This is a genomic window from Geodermatophilus sp. SYSU D01045, from assembly GCF_054050295.1.
In genome coordinates this window covers 140,208-161,030 of sequence record NZ_JBJGZB010000008.1, presented here as the reverse complement: position 1 = coordinate 161,030, position 20,823 = coordinate 140,208, and the positions used below count along the sequence as shown (strand labels likewise).

Below are 20,823 nucleotides of genomic sequence, written 5' to 3'. Positions count from 1 at the left end.
CCGCCTCAGACCGTCGTGACGGCGGCCGGCACCCGCTGCGGGTGCAGCACGAGGACGGGACAGGGCGCGGCCACCACGCAGTGCAGCGCGGTGGAGCCGAGCAGCATCCCGCCCAGGCGGCTGCGGCTGCGACTGCCCACGACGAGCAGCGCGGCGCCCTGCGCAGAGCGCACCAGGACCTCGGCGGCCGGGCCGGGCACCACGGCCACCCGCACGGCGTCCGGCCGGGCGCCCAGTTGCTCGTGCACGAGGGCCTCGGCATGCGCCCCGGCGTCCCCGCCCGTCGGCGGCCCCTCCGGGACGAGGGCGGCCGCCCAGGGCTCGGGCGGGCGGCGGGCGACCACGACGTCGAGGTCGGCACCCATCCGGTGGGCCTCGGCCGCCGCGCGCCACAGCACCTCGCGGGCCCCGTCGGTGTCGTCGAGCCCGACGACCACCCGCGGCCGGCCGGGGCCGGGCGCGGCCGGGTGCACCACGACCACGGGGCACCGGGCGCGGGGCACGCAGCCCAGGGCGACCGAGCCGAGCAGCGTGCTGCGGGCGGCCCCGCGGCCCCGGCTGCCGACCACGAGCAGCCCGGCGTCGGCCGAGCGCGCGACCAGCTCCTCGACCGGGCGGCCGGGGAGCACGGTCGTAGTCACCGGCACCTCCGCGTGCTGCTCGTCGAGCAGGTCGCGCACGTGCGCCGCGACGTCGGAGCGCACGAGGTCCACGCGCGCGGGGTCGAGCAGCTCGGCGTCGTCCCACGCGTCCCCGACCGGGAGCACGGTGACCACCTCGAGGCCGGTGCCGGCGCGCTCCGCAGCGGCCAGGGCCCAGACCGCCGCCGCCCGGGCGGCCGGCGACCCGTCGAGGCCCACGACCACCCGGCCGCCGGGCTCCTCCGCCGTCGTCCGCTCCGTCACGCGTGCTCCTCCCGACCCGCCCCGCCGGTCGCCGGGCGCCCCGGTCACCCTCCGCCGGAGCCGGGGGCCCGGGCCGCCGCCGGACGTCCCCCCCACGGCGGACCTTGGTCCCGGTGGCGCCGACAGCTGAAGTCTGTTTCACTTGTTCTCGCGGAGGGGAGTATCCCCACACGTCCCGTCGTCAGGACGGCGCTCCGGCGCCCGGCGGGACGGGCACCGGTCAGCGGCGCCGGGAGAGACCTCCGGTTGATGGACGTCGACCGGAGGGAGGGGACGCGTGGACGTCCCGTCGTGGGTGTGGCTGGCCGTTCTCGGCGTGATCGCGGGGATGCTGGCGGTGGACCTGTTCGCCCACCGCCGGGCGCACGTGATCGGGGTCCGCGAGGCCGCCGTGTGGTCGGGGATCTGGGTGACGCTCGGGATCGCCTTCGGCGCCTGGGTGTGGTGGGCGTACGGCGCCGACCACGGCCAGCAGTACTTCGCCGGCTACCTGATCGAGAAGTCCCTGGCCGTGGACAACGTGTTCGTCTGGGCCATCGTCTTCACCTTCTTCGCGGCGCCCCGGGAGTACCAGCACCGCGTGCTCTTCCTCGGCGTCCTGGGCGCCCTGGTCTTCCGCGGGCTGTTCATCGCCGGCGGCTCGGTGCTCATCGCGAGCTTCGGCTGGGTGCTCTACCTGTTCGCCGCGTTCCTGCTGTGGACCGGCTGGCGGATGATCCGGCAGCGCGACGAGCACGTCGACCCGGAGCGGTCCCGGACGCTGCGCCTGTTCCGTCGCTACGTGCCGATGACCGACGCCTACCACGGCCAGCGGCTTCTGATCCGCCGCGGCGGCGTCCTGCTGGCCACCCCGCTGCTGGCGGTGCTCGTCCTCGTCGAGGTCACCGACGTCGTCTTCGCCGTCGACTCGATCCCGGCGATCTTCGCCGTGACCGACGAGCCGTTCCTCGTCTTCACCGCCAACGCCTTCGCGATCCTGGGCCTGCGGGCGATGTACTTCCTGCTCGCCGACCTGATCCACCGCTTCGTCTACCTGAAGACCGGACTGGCCCTCGTGCTGATCTGGGTGGGCGTCAAGATGCTGCTGAAGGTCGACCTGTTCTACGTGCCGACCGCGGTCAGCCTCGCGGTCATCGCCACGATCATCGGCGTCTCGGTCGCCGCCAGCCTGCGGGCCACCCGCGGCGAGGGCCGGCGCGCGGTGCAGACCCCCTCGGCCCCGCCGTTCCGGACCGCCACCGCCGACGAGCTCGCGGCCCTGGAGCCGCTGTGGGGCCGCCGCCGCGCCGACGAGCCGTCCGCGGCGGCGGCCGGCCCGTCCCCCGGGGAGCGGCCGTGAGCCCCGCCCCCGGGGGCACCCGGTCAGGCCCGGGCCGGCTCGGCCGTGTCCACCGCGACCTCGGTGCGCCGGCCGGCGGGGTGGACGACCAGGACCGGGCAGGCCGCGTGCATCGCGCAGTGCAGCGCCACCGACCCGACCAGCAGCCCGCGCACCGCCCCGCGCCCGCGGCCGCCCACGACCAGCAGCGCGGCGTCGCGCGCCCGGTCGACCAGCACGTCGGAGGCGGCGCCCTCGACCACGTCGACGTCGACCCGCGGGACCGGCGCGTCCGCGGGCCGGCCGCCGAGCACGCCGTCGACGGCCTCGTCGACCCGCCGGCGCAGGTCGCCGCGGACCTCGTCCCGCGAGGGCACGACGACCGAGGACAGGTCCACCCAGTAGTCGGTGAAGACGTAGGTGGCCAGCACGTGCAGCTCCGCGCCCGTCCGTGCGGCCTCCTCGACCGCCGCGGCGAGGGCCGCGCGCGCCGTCGCCGAGCCGTCGAAGCCCACCACCACCCGCGGCGGGGCGGCCGGCTCGTCCGGCCTCGGGTGCACCACGAGCACCGGGCACCGGGCGTGGGTGACGGTGTGCAGGGCGACCGACCCGAGCAGCGCGCTGCGCACCGCCCCCCGCCCGCGGTTGCCGACGACGACGAGCTGCGCGTCGGCCGAGCGGCCCACCAGCGCCCCCGCGGGCGCCTCCCCGGTGACCTCCACGGTCACCGGTACCCCGGCCGCCTCCGGGACATCGGCGCGGACCTCCGCGACCAGGTCGTCGGTCAGCTCCCGGGTCGCGCGCCGGACGTCGTCGACCGCGGGCACCAGGACCCCGTCGTGGCCGAACCAGTACAGGTCGGACGCAAAGCTGCTGACCACGACGAGTCCGGCGGAGCGCTCCGCGGCGCCGCGGAGGGCCGCGCGCAGGGCGGCACGGGCCGGGACCGAGCCGTCCACTCCGACGACGACCGGCGCGACGACGACGGGCGCGCCGGCGCGGGGCTGCTGCTGCGGGATGGCGTCCATCGGGTGTCCTCACGTCGTCCGGGCCCGGCTCGGTCCCGGGCGGCGGCCCCGACACTGCGCGACCGGGGTGCCGGTCGGCGCGGGGCGAGGGACCCCGGGTCCCGGGACCTCCGTCCCTGCGCACGGCGGCTGCCGACCCTGGGGGGCGGTGCCCGGCCTCCCTAGCGTCCGGGGCACCGACCGCGAGGAGGGGCCGTGCAGACCAGGGACGTCATGACGCGCGAGGTGGTGACGGTGGGCCCGCACACCGCGGTGCACTACGCCGCGGAGGTGATGGCCGAGCGGGGCTTCGCCGCCCTGCCGGTGCTCGACGACGAGGACCGGCTGGTGGGCATCGTCGCCGAGGCCGACCTGCTCCGGCACCGCCTCCCCGAGGACCCCCGCCTGCACCTGCGCCGCGACGAGCCGGACGCCGGTCCCCCGCCGGCCCTCGTGCACGACGTCATGACCCGGGACGTGCGGGCGGTCGACGTCACCGCGGACGTCGCCGACGTCGCCCGGCTGTTCGTCGACGCGGGCCTGCGCAGCGTTCCGGTGACCGACGGCGGCCGGCTGGTCGGCATCGTCAGCCGCCGCGACCTGCTGCACCTGCTGGCGCGCCCCGACGACGACGTCCGGCAGCAGCTGCTGCGCCTCGTCGAGGGCTACACCGGCGAGCTCGACGCCTGGGACGTGGACGTGCGCGACGGCGCCGCGACCATCCGGCGGCTGCGCGGCGGGCCGCAGGGCTCCGAGGAGGTCGAGCAGCGGGCGCTGACCGCGCTGGCCCGCACCGTCGGCGGGATCACCGACGTCCGCGTGCTGCCCGCCGGGGAGGCGGCGGACGCCGAGCCGGTCCGCCCCCTGTCGGCCCCGGCGCCGGGGAGCCGGCCGTGAGCCGGCCGCGGGTCCTGGTCGCCTACGCCAGCCGCCACGGGTCCACCCGCGAGATCGCCGAGGCCCTGGCCCGCGACCTGGGAGAGTCGCCGGCCGGGCGCTCGGTCGGCCTCTACGCGGCGGCGCTGCCGGCCGAGTCACGGCCCGACCCCGCCGCCTGGGACGGGGTGGTGCTGGGCAGCGCCGTCTACGCCGGCCGGTGGCTGCCGCCGGCCCAGGAGCTGGCCGTCCGCTGCGCGGGGGTGCTGCGCCGGCGGCCGGTGTGGCTGTTCTCCAGCGGGCCGATCGGCGACCCGCCGTACCCGCCGGACGAGCCGCAGGACGCGGCCGCGCTGGCCGCGCTGCTGGCCCCGCGCGGCCATCGGGTCCTGCCGGGCCGGCTGGACCGGGCCCGGCTCGGCTTCGGCGAGCGGGCGATGGTCACCGCGATGCGCGCCCCGGTCGGCGACTTCCGGGACTGGGAGGCCGTCCGGTCGTGGGCGGGCGAGATCGCCGGCGCCGTGGCCGTGGGCCGGCCGGCCGTGGCGCCGCAGGGACTGCCCGGTGCCTGACCGCCGCAGCCGCGCCACCGTGCCGCCGGGGCGGCCGTCCGGTCCGCGGACCCGGGACTCCCGGCCCCTCCGCCCGGGACCGTCGCCCCGCTGCGGTCCGGCCTGCGGCAGGGCAGCCTGGGGAGTCGGCGCCCGTCCGGGCGCACGTGGGGGCCGCGCCGCCCCCGGGGCACGCTGAACGGGGAACGCACGTGACCGGTAGGGGGACCATCCGCACCTCCCTGGACGACGGGGAGTGCCGCTCCCTGCTCGGCAGGGCCACGCACGGGCACCTCGCCTTCACCCGGGACGCCCTGCCGGCGATCGCACCGGTCCGCTACGCGCTGGACGGGGACCGCGTGGTCATCCCCGCGTCCCCGGACAGCGACCACCTGCCCCCGGCCCGCGGCGCCGTCGTCGTGCTCGGCGTGGACGGCTGCGACGGCGACACCGAGTGGTCCGTGACCGTCGTCGGCCCGGCGCGGACCGTCACCGACGCCGCCACCGCCGCCGCCCTCGCCGCACGGGACTGGCCCCGGCCGCTGCTGGTCGGGGGCGGCCACCGGTTCGTGCTCCTGACCATCGGGGTCCTCCGCGGCTGGCGGGCAGCGCCTCCGGACGGGGCCGCGTGACCCCGTCGGCACGGAACGGGGAGGGAGCGCCGGGCGCCTACCACCGGCCGGGGTCCCGTGCCAGGCTGACCCGGCGAGATCAGGCCTCGGTGAGGGGTGCCGACATGACCGGTCCGGCGTCGCCGCGCGGGCCCGGGCCCGCGGGCGGGTCGGCCCTGGCCGGGATGCGGCTCACCGAGCTGGTCGACGAGGTGCAGGACCGCCTGACCGCCGTCGCCCGCAGCCAGGAACGCATCCAGCACCTGCTCGACGCGTTCCTGTCGGTCTCCTCCGGTCTGGACCTGGAGACCACCCTGCGGCGCATCGTGGAGAGCGCCTGCGACCTGGTCGAGGCCCGGTACGGGGCGCTCGGCGTGCTGGCGCCGGAGGGCGGGCTGGCGGCGTTCATCCACGTCGGCGTCGACGAGCGGACCGCCGCCGCGCTCGGCTCGCTGCCCGAGGGCAAGGGCGTGCTCGGACAGCTGATCACCGAGCCGTACCCGCTGCGGATCGCCGACCTGAGCAAGCACCCGGCGTCGGTCGGCTTCCCCCCGGGGCACCCGGAGATGCACAGCTTCCTCGGGGTGCCGGTGCTCGTGCGCGGCACGGTGTTCGGGAACCTCTACATGACCGAGAAGCGGTACGGGGAGTTCACCCCCGAGGACGAGGCGGTGCTGACCGCCCTCGCCGGTGCCGCGGGCGTCGCCGTCGACAACGCCCGGCTCTACGAGGAAGCCGAGGAGCGCCGCCGGTGGGCGACCGCGCTCTCCGACGTCCGGGCCAGCCTGCTCGACACCGGCTCCGGCGAGCGGGCGCTCGCCCTCGTCGCCGAGCGGGTCCGCGACCTCACCGGCGCCGCGGCGGCGTGGATCATGGCGGGTCCCGACGCCGCCGGCCGCTACGAGGTCCGGGTCCAGGTCGGCGACGGGCTGCGGGACCTCACCGGGACCTGGGTGGACGTCGCCGACAGCCCGGTCCTGCAGGCCATGGGCGACGACGCCGGCGAGGTCGTCACCCTCGACATGACCGGCCTGGCCTACGACGGGCCCAACGCGCACGTCGACTGGGGTCCCTGCCTGGGCGTCCCGCTGCGCGGCACCGAGGCGGAGTCCGCGGTCGTGGTCGCGGCCCGCCGGGCGGGGTCGCCGGCGTTCGACGACGCGCTGCCCCCGCTGGTCGGCTCGTTCGCCGACCAGGCCGCGGTCGCCCTGGACCTCGCCGCCCGGCAGCGCCTCGCCCGCCAGCTCGACGTCTACGAGGACCGCGACCGCATCGCCCGCGACCTGCACGACCACGTCATCCAGCGGGTCTTCGCCGCGGGGCTGAGCCTGCAGTCGGTCCTCCCGCGGGTCGCCGACCCGCAGGTGCAGCGCCGCATCCGCGACGTCGTCCGCCAGCTCGACGACACCGTCCGCGACATCCGCACGAGCATCTTCGACCTGCACACCGTCGACCAGCCCGACGGCGGGCTGCGCCGTCAGGTGCTGGACACGGTGGCCGGCACCGCGGGCGACCTGGAGTCCACCGTGCGCACCTCCGGGGCGGTCGACACCCTCGTCACCGGCGACCTGGCCACCGACGTGGTCGCCGTCGTCCGGGAGGCGGTGAGCAACGCGGCCCGCCACTCCGGCGCCCGGCACGTGACCGTCACCCTCGACGTCGGCGACGAGCTCGTGCTCGAGGTGGTCGACGACGGTCGGGGCATCGACACCCGGGCCGCGCGCAGCGGGCTGCGCAACCTGGAGCAGCGGGCCACCGGCCGCGGCGGCGGCCTCGAGGTCGCGGCGGTCCCGGACGGCGGGACCCGGCTGCGGTGGTGGGCGCCGCTGTCCTGACCGGTCAGCCCGGGCGGGGGGGCGCGCCGCGCAGCTCGGTCGCCAGGACCGCGGCCTGGGTGCGCCGCTCCAGCCCCAGCTTGGCCAGCAGGTGGGACACGTAGTTCTTGACCGTCTTCTCGGCCAGGAACATCCGCTCGCCGATCTGCCGGTTGGTGAGCCCCTCGCCGATGAGCTCGAGCACCGTGCGCTCCTGCTCGCTGAGCCGGGCCAGCGGCCCAGCCGGCTCCGCGGCCCGCCGCATCCGCTCGAGCACCGCGGTGGTGGCCGCGGGGTCGAGCAGCGAGCCGCCGGCGGCGACCGTGCGCACCGCGCTGACCAGGTCCGCGCCGAGGATCTGCTTGAGCAGGTAGCCCGACGCGCCGGCCATGATCGCCTCGAACAGCGCCTCGTCATCGCTGTAGCTGGTCAGCATGATCACCCGCAGCTCCGGCATCCGGCTGCGGAGCTCGCGGCAGACGGAGACGCCGTCGCCGTCGGGCAGCCGGACGTCGAGCACGGCGACGTCGGGCCGGAGCGCGGGCACGCGGGCCAGGGCCTCGGAGGCGTTCTTCGCCTCCCCGACGACGCGGATGCCGGGGTCGCTCTCCAGGACGTCGGCGACGCCGCGGCGCACCACCTCGTGGTCGTCGAGGAGGAAGACCCCGATCGGCTGCCGCTGCGCGTCCGTGTCCACCGTGGCCTCCCGTCCCGCCGTCGGCCTCCGAGGCTAGGGCCTCGACACCACCCGGTGCTCAGGGTCGGAGGTCCCGCCCTCGGGGCCCTCCGACCGGCGGCGACCTCCGGCCCACCGAGCGGGGACGTCCGGCCCTCACCGCCGCCCGGCCGAGGGCGCGAGCGTCGGGACGTGGACGACACCTCCCTCCGGGTCCTCGTCGGATACGCCACCGCCGACGGCTCCACGCGCGGCGTGGCCGAGCGGGTGGCCGGGCGCCTGACCGAGGCCGGCCACGCCGTGGACCTGCGGCCGGCCGGTCCCGAGGCCGACCCGGCCGGCTACGACGCCGTGGTCCTCGGCAGCGCCGTGCACTCGATGCGCTGGCTGGCCGGTGCCCGCGACCTGCTCGCCCGGCTCGCCGCCGCCGACGACGCACCGCCGGTCTGGCTGTTCAGCGTGGCGGGCATCAGCCCTCGCGGCCGCGTGACCCGGTGGCTCGCGCGGCAGGAGGCGGCGCGGCTCGAGCAGGACCTCCCCCGCGGACTGCGGCCGCGGTCGCACCGCCTGTTCGCCGGTGTCGTGCGGACCCGCGGCGTCCCGCTGTGGGGCCGGCTGTTCTACCGCGCCGTCGGCCAGCACCCCGGTGACCACCGCGACTGGCCGGCGATCGACGGCTGGGCCCGGCAGATGGCCGCCGAGCTGACCGCGACACCGCGGCGCCCACCGGCACCCCACCCCCCGTCCGTCCCCGCCGCCGCCACCCCGGAGGAGCCGTGACCCCGCCGACCGTGCTCGACCGCGCCACCGCCCGCGCGGCCGTCGCGCTGGCCGACCGCGCGCCGTCGCTGCACGACACCCGGCCCTGGCGCTGGCGGATCGGGCGCACGTCGGTCCACCTGTTCGCCGACCCGTCCCGCTGGCTGCCGGCGACCGACCCCGAGAGCCGCGACCTGCTGATCGGCTGCGGCGCCGCGCTCCACCACCTCCGCGTCGCCCTGCGCGCCGCCGGCCTGACCCCGTGCGTCCACCGGCTCCCCGACCCCGCGCACGTCGCACACCTCGCCACCGTCGACGTGTCCCCCGCCGAGCCGGCCCCGGAAGACCTCGCCCTGGCGCAGGCGATCGAGCACCGCCGCAGCGACCCGCGCGTGTACTCGCGCTGGCCCGTCCCGGCGGAGCTGCTCGCCGACGTGGCGCGCGCCGCGGCCGGGGAGGCGGCGCGGCTCACCGTCCTCGGCCCCCGCGCCCGGCGGGAGGTGGTGCGGCTGGTCGAGGAGGCGGCCGTCGAGCAGGCGCTCACGCCCGGGCCGGCGCGGGAGGCCGCCGCCTGGAGCGGGCGGTCCCGTGGTGCGGTGGACGGCGTCGGGGTGCGGGACCTCGCCGGCGGTGCGCTCGGCGAGGACCAGCTCGGCGGGAACGGGTCCGACGGCGGCGTCCTCGCGGTCCTCACCACCCCCGGCGACGGCCCGGCCGACGAGCTGCGGGCCGGCGAGGCACTCAGCGCGGTGCTCCTCACCGCGACCGCGGTCGGGCTGGCCACCGACCCGGTCAGCCAGCCGCTCGAGGTCCCGTACACCCGGGCCCGGCTGACCGCGCTGTGCGCGGGCGGCTCGCCCGACGCGCCGGGCATGCCGCAGGCGGTCGTGCGGCTGGGCTGGGCACCGGTGAGCGCCGACCCGGTCCCGGCAGCCCGGCACCGCCCGGTCGACGACGCCATCGACCTGCTCGACGCCCCCTGGCCCTGATCAGGAGACCGCCGAGCACACCGCCGTGCACCTCCGCTGATCCGCCCGTGCAGGTGCGCGGAGGTGCGCGGGACCGGTCGCCACCCGTGCCGTGCTCACCGCCGGTCCCCCGCCCGCGGGAGCCGGGCCCCCGGCACCCGGGACACGACCTCCACCAGCAGGGCCCCGGCCGCGCCGAGTCCCGTGCCGAGCAGCAGCGTCGTCGGGGTGAGGTCGAGGAGCAGGACGTCCTCGCGGAGCACCGGCACGGACAGCACGAGCACGACCACCGCGGCCAGCGACGCCACCAGGACCACCCGTCCCGGGGTGAGCGGCCGGGCCAGCACCACCACCGTCCACAGCGCGACGACGAGCACCGTGAGCAGCGCCGTCGTCCGGGCCGCGGCCACCCCGCCGCCGGGCTGCAGCTGCCGGGTGAGCGCGTAGCCGGCGTAGGTCACCCCGCCCGTGACGACGCCCACGGGCACGGAGAAGGTGAGCACGCGGCGCAGGAACCCCGGCCGGTAGCGGCGCCGGTTCGGCGCGAGCGCGAGCACGAGGCCGGGCGCGCCGATCGTCACCGCCGAGACCAGCGTCAGCTGCACCGGCGCCAGGGGGTAGGCCACCAGCGTCACGACGGTGACCAGCGACAGCACCAGGCTGTAGACGTTCTTGACGAGGAACAGGTTGGCCGCCCGCTCGATGTTCGCGATGACCCGGCGGCCCTCGGCGACGGCGTGCGGCAGGGCGGCGAAGCGGCCGTCGAGCAGCACCAGCTGGGCGACCGCGCGGGTGGCCGGGGAGCCGTTGCCCATCGCCACGCCGACGTCGGCGTCCTTGAGCGCCAGGGCGTCGTTGACGCCGTCGCCGGTCATGGCCACCACGTGGCCGCGCCGCTGCAGCGCCCGCACCACGGCCCGCTTCTGCTGCGGGGTCACCCGGCCGACGACGGACACCGACTCCAGGACGTCGGCGAGCGCGTCGGGGTCCTCGGGCAGGGTGCGTGCGTCCACGGCGTCCCCCGCGCCGGACACCCCGGGGAGGCCGACCGCGGCGGCGACGACGCCGACGGTCCGGGGGTTGTCGCCGGAGAGCACCTTCAGCGCCACGCCCTGCTCGGCGAAGTAGCGCAGCACGTCGGGAGCGTCCTCGCGCAGCCGCTCGGCGAGCAGCACCAGCGTCACCGGGACCAGCCCGGCGGGCAGCCCCGGCACCCCGGCGCGGACGCTCCACGGCGCCGGCGTGCAGGCCAGCAGCAGCACCCGCCGTCCCCCGGCGGCCAGCACGTCGGCGCGGTCCCGCGCCGCGGTCTGCGCCGGCCCCGCGGGGACGGGCAGGACCAGCTCGGGCGCCCCGAGCACCCAGGTGGTGCCGGCCGCGGTGCGCACCGCCGACCACTTGCGCGCCGAGTCGAACGGGACGGCGTCGGCCGCCCGCTCGCTGCCCGGGTCCGGGAACGCCGCGGCCAGCGCCCGGGCGGTGGCGTTGCCGGCGTCCGCGGCGCCCAGCAGCGCCAGTGCCGGCCCCGGGGGCGGGCCGGAGGACAGCTGCTCCAGCCGGTCGAAGCCGACGTCGCCGTGGGTGAGCGTGCCCGTCTTGTCCAGGCACACGACGTCGACCCGGGCCAGGCCCTCGACGGCGGGCAGCTCCCGCACCAGGGTGCGCCGCCGGGCCAGGCCCGCGGCGCCGAGGAGGAACGCCAGGGTGGTGAGCAGGACCAGACCCTCCGGGATCATGCCGACCAGCGCGCCGACGGTGCCGGTGACGGCGTCGCGCCAGCCGGCGTTCTCGTCGGTCCGGAACTGGCTCCACAGCACCGCCGGGCCGACGACGAGCAGGCCGACGGCGATCCAGCGCAGCAGCCGGGTGGTCCCCTCGACCAGCTCCGAGCGCGTCCGGGTGAACACCCTCGCCTGGGCGGCCAGCTCCGCGGCGTAGGCGTCGTCGCCGACGGCGGTGGCCTGCGCGCGGCCGCTGCCGGCCACCACGATCGAGCCGGACAGCACCGGGTCGCCGGCCTCCTTGGGGACGGCGTCGGCCTCTCCGGTGAGCAGCGACTCGTCGACGGCGAGCCCGCGGGCCGACCGCACGACGGCGTCGACCGGCACCTGGTCGCCGGCCCGCAGCACGAGCAGGTCGTCGAGGACCACCTCGGCCACGGGGACCTCGCGCTCGGCCCCGTCGCGGACCGGACGGGCACGCGGCGTCTGCAGCACCGCCAGCCGGTCGAGGGTCCGCTTGGCGCGCAGCTCCTGGACGATCCCGATCCCCGAGTTGACCACCACGACCCCGCCGAACAGGGCGTTCTGCCAGCGCCCGGTCATCAGCGTGAGCACCCACAGGGTGGCGAGCAGGCCGTTGAAGAACGTGAACACGTTGGCCCGGACGATCTGGCCCACGGTGCGGCTGGTCCGCGTCGTCACCGCGTTGACCCGACCGGCCGCCACCCGCTCGGCCACCTGGGCGGAGGTCAGCCCGGCCGCCGCCGTGGGGTGGGGGGCCTCCGTGCGGGCGGACGGGGCGGCGGTCACAGCAGCCCCCCGGCGCGCAGGTTGAGCGCGGCCAGCACCAGGGTGAGCACCGCCCCGCCGCCGGTCGCCAGGGCCAGCAGCACGCGCCGGGCGCTCCAGCGCTGCACCCGGATCCGCGGGTGCGGCGGCAGCAGGTCGCGCAGGCGCCCCACCAGGTCCCGGCCGTCGGCGGCCAGCAGCCGCCGCAGCTGCGTGGGCAGGGTGAGCGACGAGGTCGCGGCCACCGCCTCGGCCAGCTCGTCGTCGGTGAACTGCCGCCTGGCCCGGTCGAGGACGCGATCGGCGCCGGTGACCAGCGCACAGGTGAGCAGCACGTTCGCGAGGTCGGCGGCCTGCCGCCAGCGGCTGGGCCGCAGCTCGCCGAAGGAGACGTCGACCAGCACCACCCGCGCCTCGTCCTGGACGAGCACGTTGGAGGGCTTGAGGTCGCGGTGCGCCGCCCCGGCCGACCACAGCAGCCGGACCTGGCCCAGCGCGTCGTCCACGACGGCGTCGTCCACCCGGGAGCGGAGGATCTCGACGGTGCGCGGCACGAGCTCGGTCACCAGCAGGTACTCGCGGCCGGGCAGCACCTCGACCACGCCCGTCGGCGCGGGCACCCGGACCCCGCCGTCGCGGAGCAGCCGCAGCAGGTAGTCCTCGTGCTCGACCAGCCGGCGCACCGAGGCGAACGGCGCCTCGTCCTCCAGCCGGCCGTACCGGAGCACGCGCAGCACCTTGTACCAGCGGTCCGACCGCAGGTGGGTCGCCGAGTAGAGCTTCCCGAACAGGGGCGGCCCGGACGCCCGGACCAGCCGGCACGGGGTGGACCCGGCCGACCCGTCGAGCCGGAACGGCTCCACGGCGGTCACGCCGACGCCGAGCTGCTCGAGCACCGCGGCGCGGACCCGGCCGACGCGGGCGTCGTCGAGCGCGAGGTGGGCGGCCACGTGGCGGCGCCAGGTGACCGGGAACGCGTCCTCGGGCGCCAGCACCGTGCAGACCAGGGCCGCGGCGGAGGCGCCGAGGACCGCGGCCGGGACGGCGACGGAGGGGCCGTCGAGGCCGAGGGCGACACGGGGCACGACGGCGGTGAGGAGCAGGACGGCGACCGCCAGCCAGCCCCACCGCCGGGCGGGGCCCGACGGCGCCAGCACGTACAGGGTCGCCACCGACACGGTGGCGAGGACCAGGACCGGCCAGGCGGAGAGTTCGACGGCGGCGGGCGTCCCGATGACCTCGTCGCGGACGGCCCGCACGAGCACGCCCTCGCCGACGGCGAGCTGGGCGACGGCGGCGACGACCGAGATCGTGCCCGCGTACAGGAGCAGGTGCCGCCACCGCGCCGTCCACACCAGCACCGCGACCGTCGGCACCCACAGGCAGCGGTAGCCGAGCACCGCGCCGATCCGCGCGAGGTCCGCGGCCCCGCGGTGGCGCTCCGGTGGGCCCGTCACCCCGGCGACGGCCCGGTCCAGGCCCAGCAGGCCGCCGGGCCGGTCGGCGAGGACCAGGAGCACGACGGAGACGACGAGGACCCCCGTCCACGCCCAGACCGCCGCCGGCACCTGCCGCGGCAGCCGCTCCCGGCCCGAGGGACGCCGGCGGCCGGGGCCGGCCGGCCAGGACGGGCGCCGCGGCCGGCCGGCCGGGGCGGCGCGCAGGCCCGCCTGCCGGTGCTCCTCGAGCACGGACGCCCCCCGTGCGGCCTCGGTCACCGGCCCAGGCTCGCCTCCCCCGTCCCTGCCCCGCCCGGGCCGGGCGGCACGACCGGCAGGGCCGGAGGACCCTGCCCGGAGGCGGGGGTGGGCGCTGGACTGGGGCCGTGACCACCGGCACCGCCCCCGCAGGGCAGCTGGGCCGCGGGGCCCGTCCGGCCGCACGCGGGCGGGCGCGTCCGCAGCGCCTGACGACCGACCTGGTCCGCGTGGCCCTCGGGCTGGTCGTCCTGGGCACCGGCGTGCTGATCGCCCAGCGGGGGCAGCTGTCCGCCCTCGAGCGGGACCTGTTCCGGCTGTTCAACGACCTGCCGGCCGGCATCATGCCGGCGGTCTGGGTGGTCATGCAGCTGGGCAACGTCCTCGCCGTCCCGGCGCTCGCCCTCGTCGCCGCGCTGTTCCGTCGCTTCCGCGCGGCGCGGGACCTGCTCGTCTCCGGCTTCGCCGCCTACCTGGCCGCAGACCTGGTGAAGTCGCTGGTCGGCCGGGAACGGCCCGCGGGCCTGCCGGTCGGCGCGGTCCTGCACGAGGGCACGGTGGGCGGGGCCGGCTTCGTCTCCGGCCACTCCGCGGTCGCCGCGGCCCTCGCCACCGCCGCCGCCCCGTACCTGACCCGGCGGGGACGCCGCGTCGCGTGGGCGCTGGCGTGGTCGGTCGCGCTCGCCCGCGTCTACGTGGGCGCCCACCTGCCCCTCGACGTCGTCGGGGGCGTGGCCCTGGGCTGGGCGATCGGCTCCCTGGTGCACTGGGTGTTCGGGGTGACGCCGCGGGAGGTGCTGCCCGGCCGGGTCGAGGCCGTGCTGCGGCGCTTCGGGCTCCCGGTGACCGGGGTGGCGCCGGCCGCCGTCCGGGCGCGTAGCTCGCAGCCGTTCACAGCGGTCGACGCCGACGGCCGGCGGCTGTACGTGAAGTACCTGGAGCCCGACCGGCACGAGCGCGACCGGCTGCACCGGATGTGGCGGGTGTTCGCGGTCGGCGACGTGAAGGACGCCGACGCGCTGGCCCCGCTGGGGCACCAGGCCGAGCACGAGGCGGTGGCCGCGCTGACCGTCGAGCGGCGGGGTGTGCGGGTGCCGTCGGTACTGCTGGCCCGCGGCGGGTCCGGGGACGCCGTCGTCGTGCAGGAGTTCGTCGAGGGCCGGCCGCTGGACGAGCTGGACCCGGCGGAGCGGACCCCCGGCCTGCTGCGCGAGGTGTGGAGCGAGGTCGCCCGGATGCACGCCGCGAACGTGGCGCACCGCGACCTGGTGGCCGCGAGCGTGCTGGTCGACCCGGCGGGCCGGCCGTGGCTGGTCGACTTCGGCAACGCGCGCACCGGCGCCACCGACGACGAGGAGGCCGCCGACGTCGCCGAGCTGCTGGCCTCGCTGGCCGCCGCGCCCGCGACCACCTGCGACCCGGTCGCGCTGGTGGCCGCGGCGGTCGACGTCCTCGGCGAGGCGGCCGTCGCGGCGGCACTGCCGTCGCTGACGCCGCTGGCGCTGTCGTCGGAGACACGGCAGCGGCTGCGCGCCGAGCCCTCCCGCCTCGCGGCGCTGCGGGCGGCCGTCCACGCCCGGCTGGACCTGCCCGACCCGGACCGCCCGGTGTTCCCGCCCGCGGGGCCGGTGGCGCGGGTGCTCGTCACCCTCGGCTGCGCGGTCGCGTTCGCCGGGCCGGTGGTCGTCGCCGGGATCGGCGCCACGGTCGACAGCGTCGGTCCGCAGGGGTGGCGGTGGCTGGGCGGCGCGGCGCTGCTGGCCGCGGCGGCGGCCCTGGCCCGGGCGACCGCCGTGCGGCACGCCGCCGACCGCCAGGTGTCGGTCGGCCGCGCGCTCGTCGTCACGCTGGTCGCCCGCAACGTGGGACTCGTCCACGGTCGCGAGGGCGAGCGCCGGGCCCGCGCGCGGCTGCTCGAGCGGGCCGGGCTGCTGCCGGCGACCGCGCACGCGGCGACGGTCCGGGCCGCGGTCGCCGGCCTGGCCGGGGCGGCCGCGGCAGCGGTGGCGATCGTCGCCCTCGCCGCCGTCGACGGCTCGATCCCGGACTGGCGGTCCCCGTCCGCGGTCCTGCCGGCGGCCGCCGCCGGCCTGGCCGCCTGGGTGCTGGCGGGTGTCGGGCAGCTGGCGGCCCGCCGCGGCGCCGACGAGCCGGTCCCGCCCGCCGACCCACGCCGCCCGGTCCCGCGCCGGGAGCAGGCGGCCCTCCTGGGGTGGGTGGCCCTCGCCGTCGCGATCGAGGCCGCGGTCCTGTCGGCCGCGGTGGAGGCGGCCGGCGGCGGGGTCCCCTGGCTCGCCGTCGCCGGCGGCTACGCCGTCCTGCGCCTGGTGTGGATCGCGCTGCCCGTCTCCGCCCTGCCCGGCGCGCCCGAGGTGCTGCTGCTCCTGCTGCTCAGCACCATGGGTGTGTCCGCGGCGGCCGCCTGCGCCGCCGTCCTGGTCACCCGGGCGCTGACCGTCTGGATCCCCGCCGCCGTGGGCGTCGCACTGGACCGGCGCTCCCACCCGGCCACCGTCCCCGCGTCGGTCTGACCGGCGCGATCCCTCGACCGTGCCCGCCGGCGTGCCGTCCGGGCCACCGGCCCGCGCGCCGGGCGGCTGCCCTGGCGCCGGCACCGCTTCCCCGCGCCGGATCTCTCTCCTCACGCCGCTGACCTGCGGGAACTGTCGTACCCCGGCCGTGGCGTGCGGGGTGTGCAGGAGGTCGCGGAGTACGTGTCGCCGGTGGAGCGCGCGCTCGCCGGCTGGCTGCTCGAGCGGCCGGTGTCGATCCCGCGGCTGCCGGTCGCCCTGCTGTCGCGGGAGCAGAAGGCCGCCGAACTGCAGCGGGTCCAGATGCGTAACCCGCCCGGCCTGACGGTGCGCAAGCTCAAGGACCGGGCGCTGGCGCTGCTGCAGGAGGCCGACGCCGACGCCATCGCCGGCCGCCGCCAGCAGGCCGAACGGCACGCCGACGTGCGGCTGTACGACTGCCCGTTCGACGGCATGGCCACCCTCGCCGCCGACCTGCCCGCCGACGTCGCCGCCGCCTGCCACGCCGTCGTCGACGCACTCGCCCGGATGCGCAAGGCCGACGGTGATCCCCGCCCGATCGGGCAGCTGCGCACGGTGGTCCTCGCCGACCTGCTGCAGCGCCCGTGGGAGAGCGGCCGGCCGGCGGTGACCGCGCACCTGCAGGTCATCGCCACCCTCAGCGCGCTGGCCGGCCGCAGCACCGAGGCCGGCCAGGTCAACGGGTTGCCGATCACCGCCGCCCACCTGCGCGAACTGCTCACCCAGCTCGACGCCCTGGGGCTGCGGGTGCCGGAGGGTGGCTCGGTGACGCTCGCGCTGGTCGACGACGACGGCGCCCTGCGCGCCACCACCACGCTGGACCGGCTCCGCCGGCTGGCCCGGCTCGACTGCCCCGACCACCGCGACACCGACGCCGCACCTGCCGCTTGCCCACCTGCGGCCAGCGCGTCGGGTGGGCCGACGCCGACCACGTCGTCCCGCACGCCCACGGCGGCACCACCGACTGCGCCAACCTGTGCTGCCTGTGCCGCAGCCACCACCGCCTCAAGACCTTCGCGAAGGGCTGGCGCTTCGAGATGACCTCGGACGGGGTGCTGACGGTGACGACACCGTCCGGGATCACGCGGACGACCCGGCCACCGGGCATGCGACCACCACCGGCCGAGCCTGACCCACCGGTTGGTCCCGGACCACCACCGTCCGACCCGGCCGACGACCCACCACCGTTCTGACCGGCGTCACGGCCTCGGGCGTCGGCTCACCCGCACTGCGGTGAGCCGACGCCCGGGACGGTCGTGCCCGCGCACCCTGGCTGCGACCGGGGTCAGGTCCCGAGCCGTCCGCCGCCGTTCCCGGCCGCGGCCGCCTCGACCGGGCTCGCCTCGGCCGCGTCCGCCGTCGTCGGCAGTCCCGAGGTGCGGCCGACCACGAACTCGTCGATCTCGAGCCGCGCCACGCGCACGGTGCGCAGGTCCGTGCGTGCCACGGCCACCCGTCCCGCGGCCAGGCGTCCCACGGTGAGCGAGCCGACCGCGAGGCCACCGACCGCCGCCGAGCCGAGGGCCACCGCGCCGACCGCCAGCGCGCGTACCGCCAAGGCCCGCACCGCCAGGGGGCCGATCACGCGCCCACGGGCCGCCCGCCCGTCGGCCCGGCGTCCGCGGGCCGCGTGCCCACCGGCCCGGCGTCCGCGGGCCGCGTGCCCACCGGCCCGGCGTCCGCGGGCTGCCTTCCCACCGACCACGCCTCCGCGGCGCACCCGCGTCACCTCTCGCGTCTGCATGGCTGCTCCCTCCGTCGGACGGACCTGCCCCCGGACCCTGCACCCCCGGGCCGGGGAGGCGGAGGGGCGCAAGGCCCCGGGGACGGCGGGACCAAGGGCACGGGCGGTGACGGTCAGACCGACGGCTCCGGCACCGCGGTGGTGACGACGGGCTCCCCGGCGGTCGCCTGCTGCGGGACCGGCTCGGGGTGCACGACCATGACCGGGCAGGGCGCGTGCACCGCGCAGTGCAGGGCCACCGAGCCGAGGACCAGCCCGGCGACCCGGCTGCGGCTGCGGCTCCCGACGACGAGCAGTGCGGCGCCGTCCGCGTGCCGGACCAAGGCGTCCCCCGGAGGTCCCTGGACCACCCGCAGGTCGATCCCGGCCACCGACCCGAGCACGTCGGCGACGAACGCCGTCACCCTGGTGCGCGCGTGCTCCTCCGTCTCGGAGGCCGGCGGGGCGGTGATCGCGTACAGGTCGCTCCAATACGAGGCCGGCTGGTAGGCGGCGACCACCTCGAGCCGAGCGCCGAGGCGCTCGGCCTCGCGTGCGGCGCGGGCGAGGGCGGCACGGGACGTCGCCGAGTCGTCCACGCCGACGACGACGCGCGGCGGGGGCTCGACCGCCCCCGGGTGCACGACGACGACCGGGCACGGCGCGTGGGCCGCACAGTGCAGGGCCACCGAGCCCAGCAGGGTGCTGCGGACGCCGCCCCGGCCGCGGCTGCCGACCACGAGGACGTCCGCACCCTCCGCCAGGGCGACCAGGTGCTCGGCGGGCGCCCCGGCGGCCACCACGACGTCGGCGCGCACCTCGGCGGAGCCGGGGACGGCGGCCACGGCCGGGTCGCGGCGGACCTCCTCCACGAGCGCGCGGGCCCGCTCCTCGACGTCGGCGCGGACCGCGTCCAGCCGTCCGGTGTCGGCCAGGAACGGGTCGGTCCAGTAGAAGTCGACCGGGTAGGCGCTGGCCACCTCGAGCCGCGCCCCGGTGCGGGCGGCCACGGCCAAGCCCCAGCCGAGCGCGGTGCGCGCCCCCGGCGACCCGTCCACGCCGACGACCACGCGGCCGGGCCTCGTCGCGTCGCTGGTCCCCTGCTGTGTCGTCACCGGTCCGCCTCCGCTCCCTGCCCGGTCACCCGCCGGGCCGGTTCCGACCCTGCGCCGTCCGCGTGCGGGAGTCCGCGGGCCGACGTCCCCGCGTCCGGGGACCTTCGTCCCGGCCGGGCCCACCGGCACTGCCGCACGCCGACGACGGGCCCTGCCCCCAGCGGCGGGTGCGGTCGACGCTGGCCGCGTGACCGCACTGCTGCCACCCCGCCCGCGTCCCGCCCGGCCGACCGCCGCCGACCTGGTCCGGGAGGTGCGTGACGTCGTCGCCGACCTGCCCCTGTTCGTCGCCGCTCCCCTGCTGCGCCCGTGGCACCGGCACTGGGGCGCCGGCGCGGCGGAGGTGGCCGCGCCGATGCCCGGGGACCACCTGGAGCCCCGGGCGCAGTACCGCTGCACGCGGGCGATCACCGTCTCCGCCCCTCCGGAGGAGGTGTGGCCGTGGCTCGTGCAGGTCGGCTGCCTGCGCGGCGGCTGGTACGCCGACGACCTGCTCGACCACCTCGGCCACCCGAGCGCGCGGGAGATCGTGCCGGAGCTGCAGGACCTGCACCGGGGCCTGTGGCTGCCGATGTCACCGCGCCCGACCGAGACGACGGCGTTCGTCGTCGAGTCGTTCGACGCGCCCCGGGAGATGCTCTGGCGGACGCCGACGAGCACCTGGGCCTGGCGGCTGGTCCCGCTGGAGGGCGGGCGCACGCGCCTGGTGACCCGGTTGCGGACGCGCCACGACTGGCGGAGCGCCGCGGGCCTCGTCGGCGTCCTGCTCATGGAGCTGGGCGACTTCCCGATGATGCGGCGGATGCTGCGCGGCATCCGCGACCGGGCCGAGGCCGCGCACGACCGGCACGCCTGAGCCGCACCGGGCACCGGACCCGTCAGGCCACGCCGCCCCCGGGTGGGCCGAAGGCGGCCGGCGGCACGTCCCACGGTCCCCTCATGCGGCCGCAGCGACGGCACACCTGCTGGTCGGGGCCCTCGTAGCGCTCGTCCGGCGGGTGGCGACGCGTCCAGTCGTGCAGGCCCACCAGGCAGGTCAGGGGCTTGTGGCGGCCCCGGGGCGTCGTCACGGCGCACCCGTCCCGTCCCTGGCGGGCAGCGCCGCGAGGGGACGGCGGGCGCGGCGCTCGGCCCGGTCGCGGATGCCGTGCAGCATCCGCCGGGTCATCACCAGCGTCACCGGCTCCACCACCCGGCCGGCGAGCCGGGCGCCCACCCGGGGGTCGGTCTCGGTGCGCGAGCGGGCCAGCAGCCGGCAGCCGCCCGCGGCCTCCCGCACCACGTGGAAGGACCAGACGCCGTTCCACGGGTGCTCCGGCGGCGTCTGGCGGAGGACCAGCGTCCGGGGCGGGTCGACCCGCGCGACCCGGAAGGCGTAGCCGTCCGGCAGCGGCCCCCAGCCCTCGGGCACGACGACGACCCGGTCGCCGACGGCGAGGTGCTGCCACTCCTCGCGGACCTCGTCGGCGGTGTGGATGTCCAGGCCGATGAGGTTCTCGAGCCAGTCGTAGCTGTACATGCCGCCGCGGCCCTGCCCCATCTGGACCAGCCACGCCCAGACCTCCTCGGCGGGCGCGGCGACGGACACCCCCAGGGTGGTCTGCTCGGCCGGCCCGGGGACGAGCTCGTCGCCGGGCAGGACGCCGGCCACCTCGCCGGGCGTGGCGCCCCAGTCGCGGTGGCGGTGCACGTGGTCCAGGCCGGCGGCCCCGGCGCCGGCCAGCAGGAGGCCGCGCAGCAC

Annotated in this window: 19 protein-coding genes; 10 read left to right on the top strand and 9 right to left on the bottom strand. The window is 78.2% G+C overall.

Annotated elements, in window-relative coordinates; all coding sequences use genetic code 11:
* Positions 1-5 precede the first annotated feature (5 nt).
* Positions 6-905, bottom strand: coding sequence for a universal stress protein (locus ACI798_RS08900; protein ID WP_457047734.1), 900 nt, complete (start codon positions 903-905; stop codon positions 6-8).
* 277 nt (positions 906-1,182) lie between these two features.
* Here ACI798_RS08900 and ACI798_RS08895 point away from each other — a divergent pair, with 277 nt between their 5' ends.
* Positions 1,183-2,244, top strand: a complete 1,062-nt coding sequence (locus tag ACI798_RS08895; protein WP_457047733.1) for a TerC family protein — start codon at positions 1,183-1,185, stop codon at positions 2,242-2,244.
* Positions 2,245-2,267: 23 nt separating this feature from the next.
* Here ACI798_RS08895 and ACI798_RS08890 read toward each other — a convergent pair whose 3' ends face one another.
* Positions 2,268-3,251 carry a universal stress protein gene (locus tag ACI798_RS08890; RefSeq protein ID WP_456939227.1) on the bottom strand — a complete coding sequence of 328 codons (984 nt, stop codon included), beginning with the start codon at positions 3,249-3,251 and terminating at the stop codon, positions 2,268-2,270.
* Between the two features lie 195 nt (positions 3,252-3,446).
* Here ACI798_RS08890 and ACI798_RS08885 point away from each other — a divergent pair, with 195 nt between their 5' ends.
* From ACI798_RS08885 to ACI798_RS08870, 4 genes are all read left to right on the top strand, one after another.
* Positions 3,447-4,127, top strand: coding sequence for a CBS domain-containing protein (locus ACI798_RS08885; protein ID WP_457047732.1), 681 nt, complete (start codon positions 3,447-3,449; stop codon positions 4,125-4,127).
* A complete protein-coding gene (locus ACI798_RS08880; protein WP_456939229.1) occupies positions 4,124-4,678 on the top strand; it encodes a flavodoxin domain-containing protein in 555 nt (184 codons plus the stop codon). Before ACI798_RS08885 ends, ACI798_RS08880 begins: the two co-directional genes overlap by 4 nt.
* A 191-nt stretch (positions 4,679-4,869) precedes the next feature.
* Complete coding sequence (locus ACI798_RS08875; RefSeq protein WP_457047731.1) at positions 4,870-5,289, top strand: pyridoxamine 5'-phosphate oxidase family protein; 420 nt, start codon at positions 4,870-4,872, stop codon at positions 5,287-5,289.
* A 104-nt stretch (positions 5,290-5,393) separates the two neighbouring features.
* Positions 5,394-7,103 (top strand): GAF domain-containing protein, encoded by a 1,710-nt coding sequence (locus tag ACI798_RS08870; RefSeq protein ID WP_456939231.1) that lies wholly within the window; start codon positions 5,394-5,396, stop codon positions 7,101-7,103.
* Between the two features lie 4 nt (positions 7,104-7,107).
* Here the strand turns inward: ACI798_RS08870 and ACI798_RS08865 are convergent, their stop codons facing one another.
* Complete coding sequence (locus ACI798_RS08865; protein ID WP_456939232.1) at positions 7,108-7,779, bottom strand: response regulator; 672 nt, start codon at positions 7,777-7,779, stop codon at positions 7,108-7,110.
* Positions 7,780-7,950: 171 nt separating this feature from the next.
* Here ACI798_RS08865 and ACI798_RS08860 point away from each other — a divergent pair, with 171 nt between their 5' ends.
* Together ACI798_RS08860 and ACI798_RS08855 are read left to right on the top strand one after the other, a co-directional pair.
* Entirely contained in the window at positions 7,951-8,538 is a 588-nt protein-coding gene (locus ACI798_RS08860; RefSeq protein ID WP_457047730.1) for a flavodoxin domain-containing protein, read from the top strand.
* The gene (locus ACI798_RS08855; RefSeq protein ID WP_457047729.1) at positions 8,535-9,506 is read left to right on the top strand and encodes an Acg family FMN-binding oxidoreductase; all 972 of its coding nucleotides are present in this window, start codon (positions 8,535-8,537) and stop codon (positions 9,504-9,506) included. Before ACI798_RS08860 ends, ACI798_RS08855 begins: the two co-directional genes overlap by 4 nt.
* Before the next feature lie 95 nt (positions 9,507-9,601).
* On the opposite strand, the gene ACI798_RS08850 is transcribed toward ACI798_RS08855, so the two are convergent.
* Together ACI798_RS08850 and ACI798_RS08845 are read right to left on the bottom strand one after the other, a co-directional pair.
* Positions 9,602-12,016: an HAD-IC family P-type ATPase gene (locus ACI798_RS08850; RefSeq protein WP_456939235.1), complete on the bottom strand. Its 2,415-nt coding sequence runs from the start codon at positions 12,014-12,016 to the stop codon at positions 9,602-9,604.
* Positions 12,013-13,713 carry a phosphatase PAP2 family protein gene (locus tag ACI798_RS08845; protein ID WP_457047728.1) on the bottom strand — a complete coding sequence of 567 codons (1,701 nt, stop codon included), beginning with the start codon at positions 13,711-13,713 and terminating at the stop codon, positions 12,013-12,015. Before ACI798_RS08845 ends, ACI798_RS08850 begins: the two co-directional genes overlap by 4 nt.
* 107 nt (positions 13,714-13,820) lie before the next feature.
* Here ACI798_RS08845 and ACI798_RS08840 point away from each other — a divergent pair, with 107 nt between their 5' ends.
* A complete protein-coding gene (locus ACI798_RS08840) occupies positions 13,821-16,223 on the top strand; it encodes a phosphatase PAP2 family protein (RefSeq protein ID WP_457047727.1) in 2,403 nt (800 codons plus the stop codon).
* Between the two features lie 162 nt (positions 16,224-16,385).
* Entirely contained in the window at positions 16,386-17,285 is a 900-nt protein-coding gene (locus tag ACI798_RS08835) for a hypothetical protein (protein WP_457047726.1), read from the top strand.
* Between the two features lie 244 nt (positions 17,286-17,529).
* Here ACI798_RS08835 and ACI798_RS08830 read toward each other — a convergent pair whose 3' ends face one another.
* Complete coding sequence (locus ACI798_RS08830; protein WP_456939239.1) at positions 17,530-17,829, bottom strand: hypothetical protein; 300 nt, start codon at positions 17,827-17,829, stop codon at positions 17,530-17,532.
* Positions 17,830-18,101: 272 nt separating this feature from the next.
* Entirely contained in the window at positions 18,102-19,082 is a 981-nt protein-coding gene (locus ACI798_RS08825; RefSeq protein ID WP_456939240.1) for a universal stress protein, read from the bottom strand.
* A 187-nt stretch (positions 19,083-19,269) separates the two neighbouring features.
* Here ACI798_RS08825 and ACI798_RS08820 point away from each other — a divergent pair, with 187 nt between their 5' ends.
* Positions 19,270-19,938, top strand: a complete 669-nt coding sequence (locus ACI798_RS08820) for an SRPBCC family protein (protein WP_456939241.1) — start codon at positions 19,270-19,272, stop codon at positions 19,936-19,938.
* Positions 19,939-19,960: 22 nt separating this feature from the next.
* Here the strand turns inward: ACI798_RS08820 and ACI798_RS08815 are convergent, their stop codons facing one another.
* Both ACI798_RS08815 and ACI798_RS08810 read right to left on the bottom strand, forming a co-directional pair.
* Entirely contained in the window at positions 19,961-20,152 is a 192-nt protein-coding gene (locus tag ACI798_RS08815; RefSeq protein WP_456939242.1) for a hypothetical protein, read from the bottom strand.
* Positions 20,149-20,823 (bottom strand): hypothetical protein, encoded by a 675-nt coding sequence (locus tag ACI798_RS08810; protein WP_457047725.1) that lies wholly within the window; start codon positions 20,821-20,823, stop codon positions 20,149-20,151. Before ACI798_RS08810 ends, ACI798_RS08815 begins: the two co-directional genes overlap by 4 nt.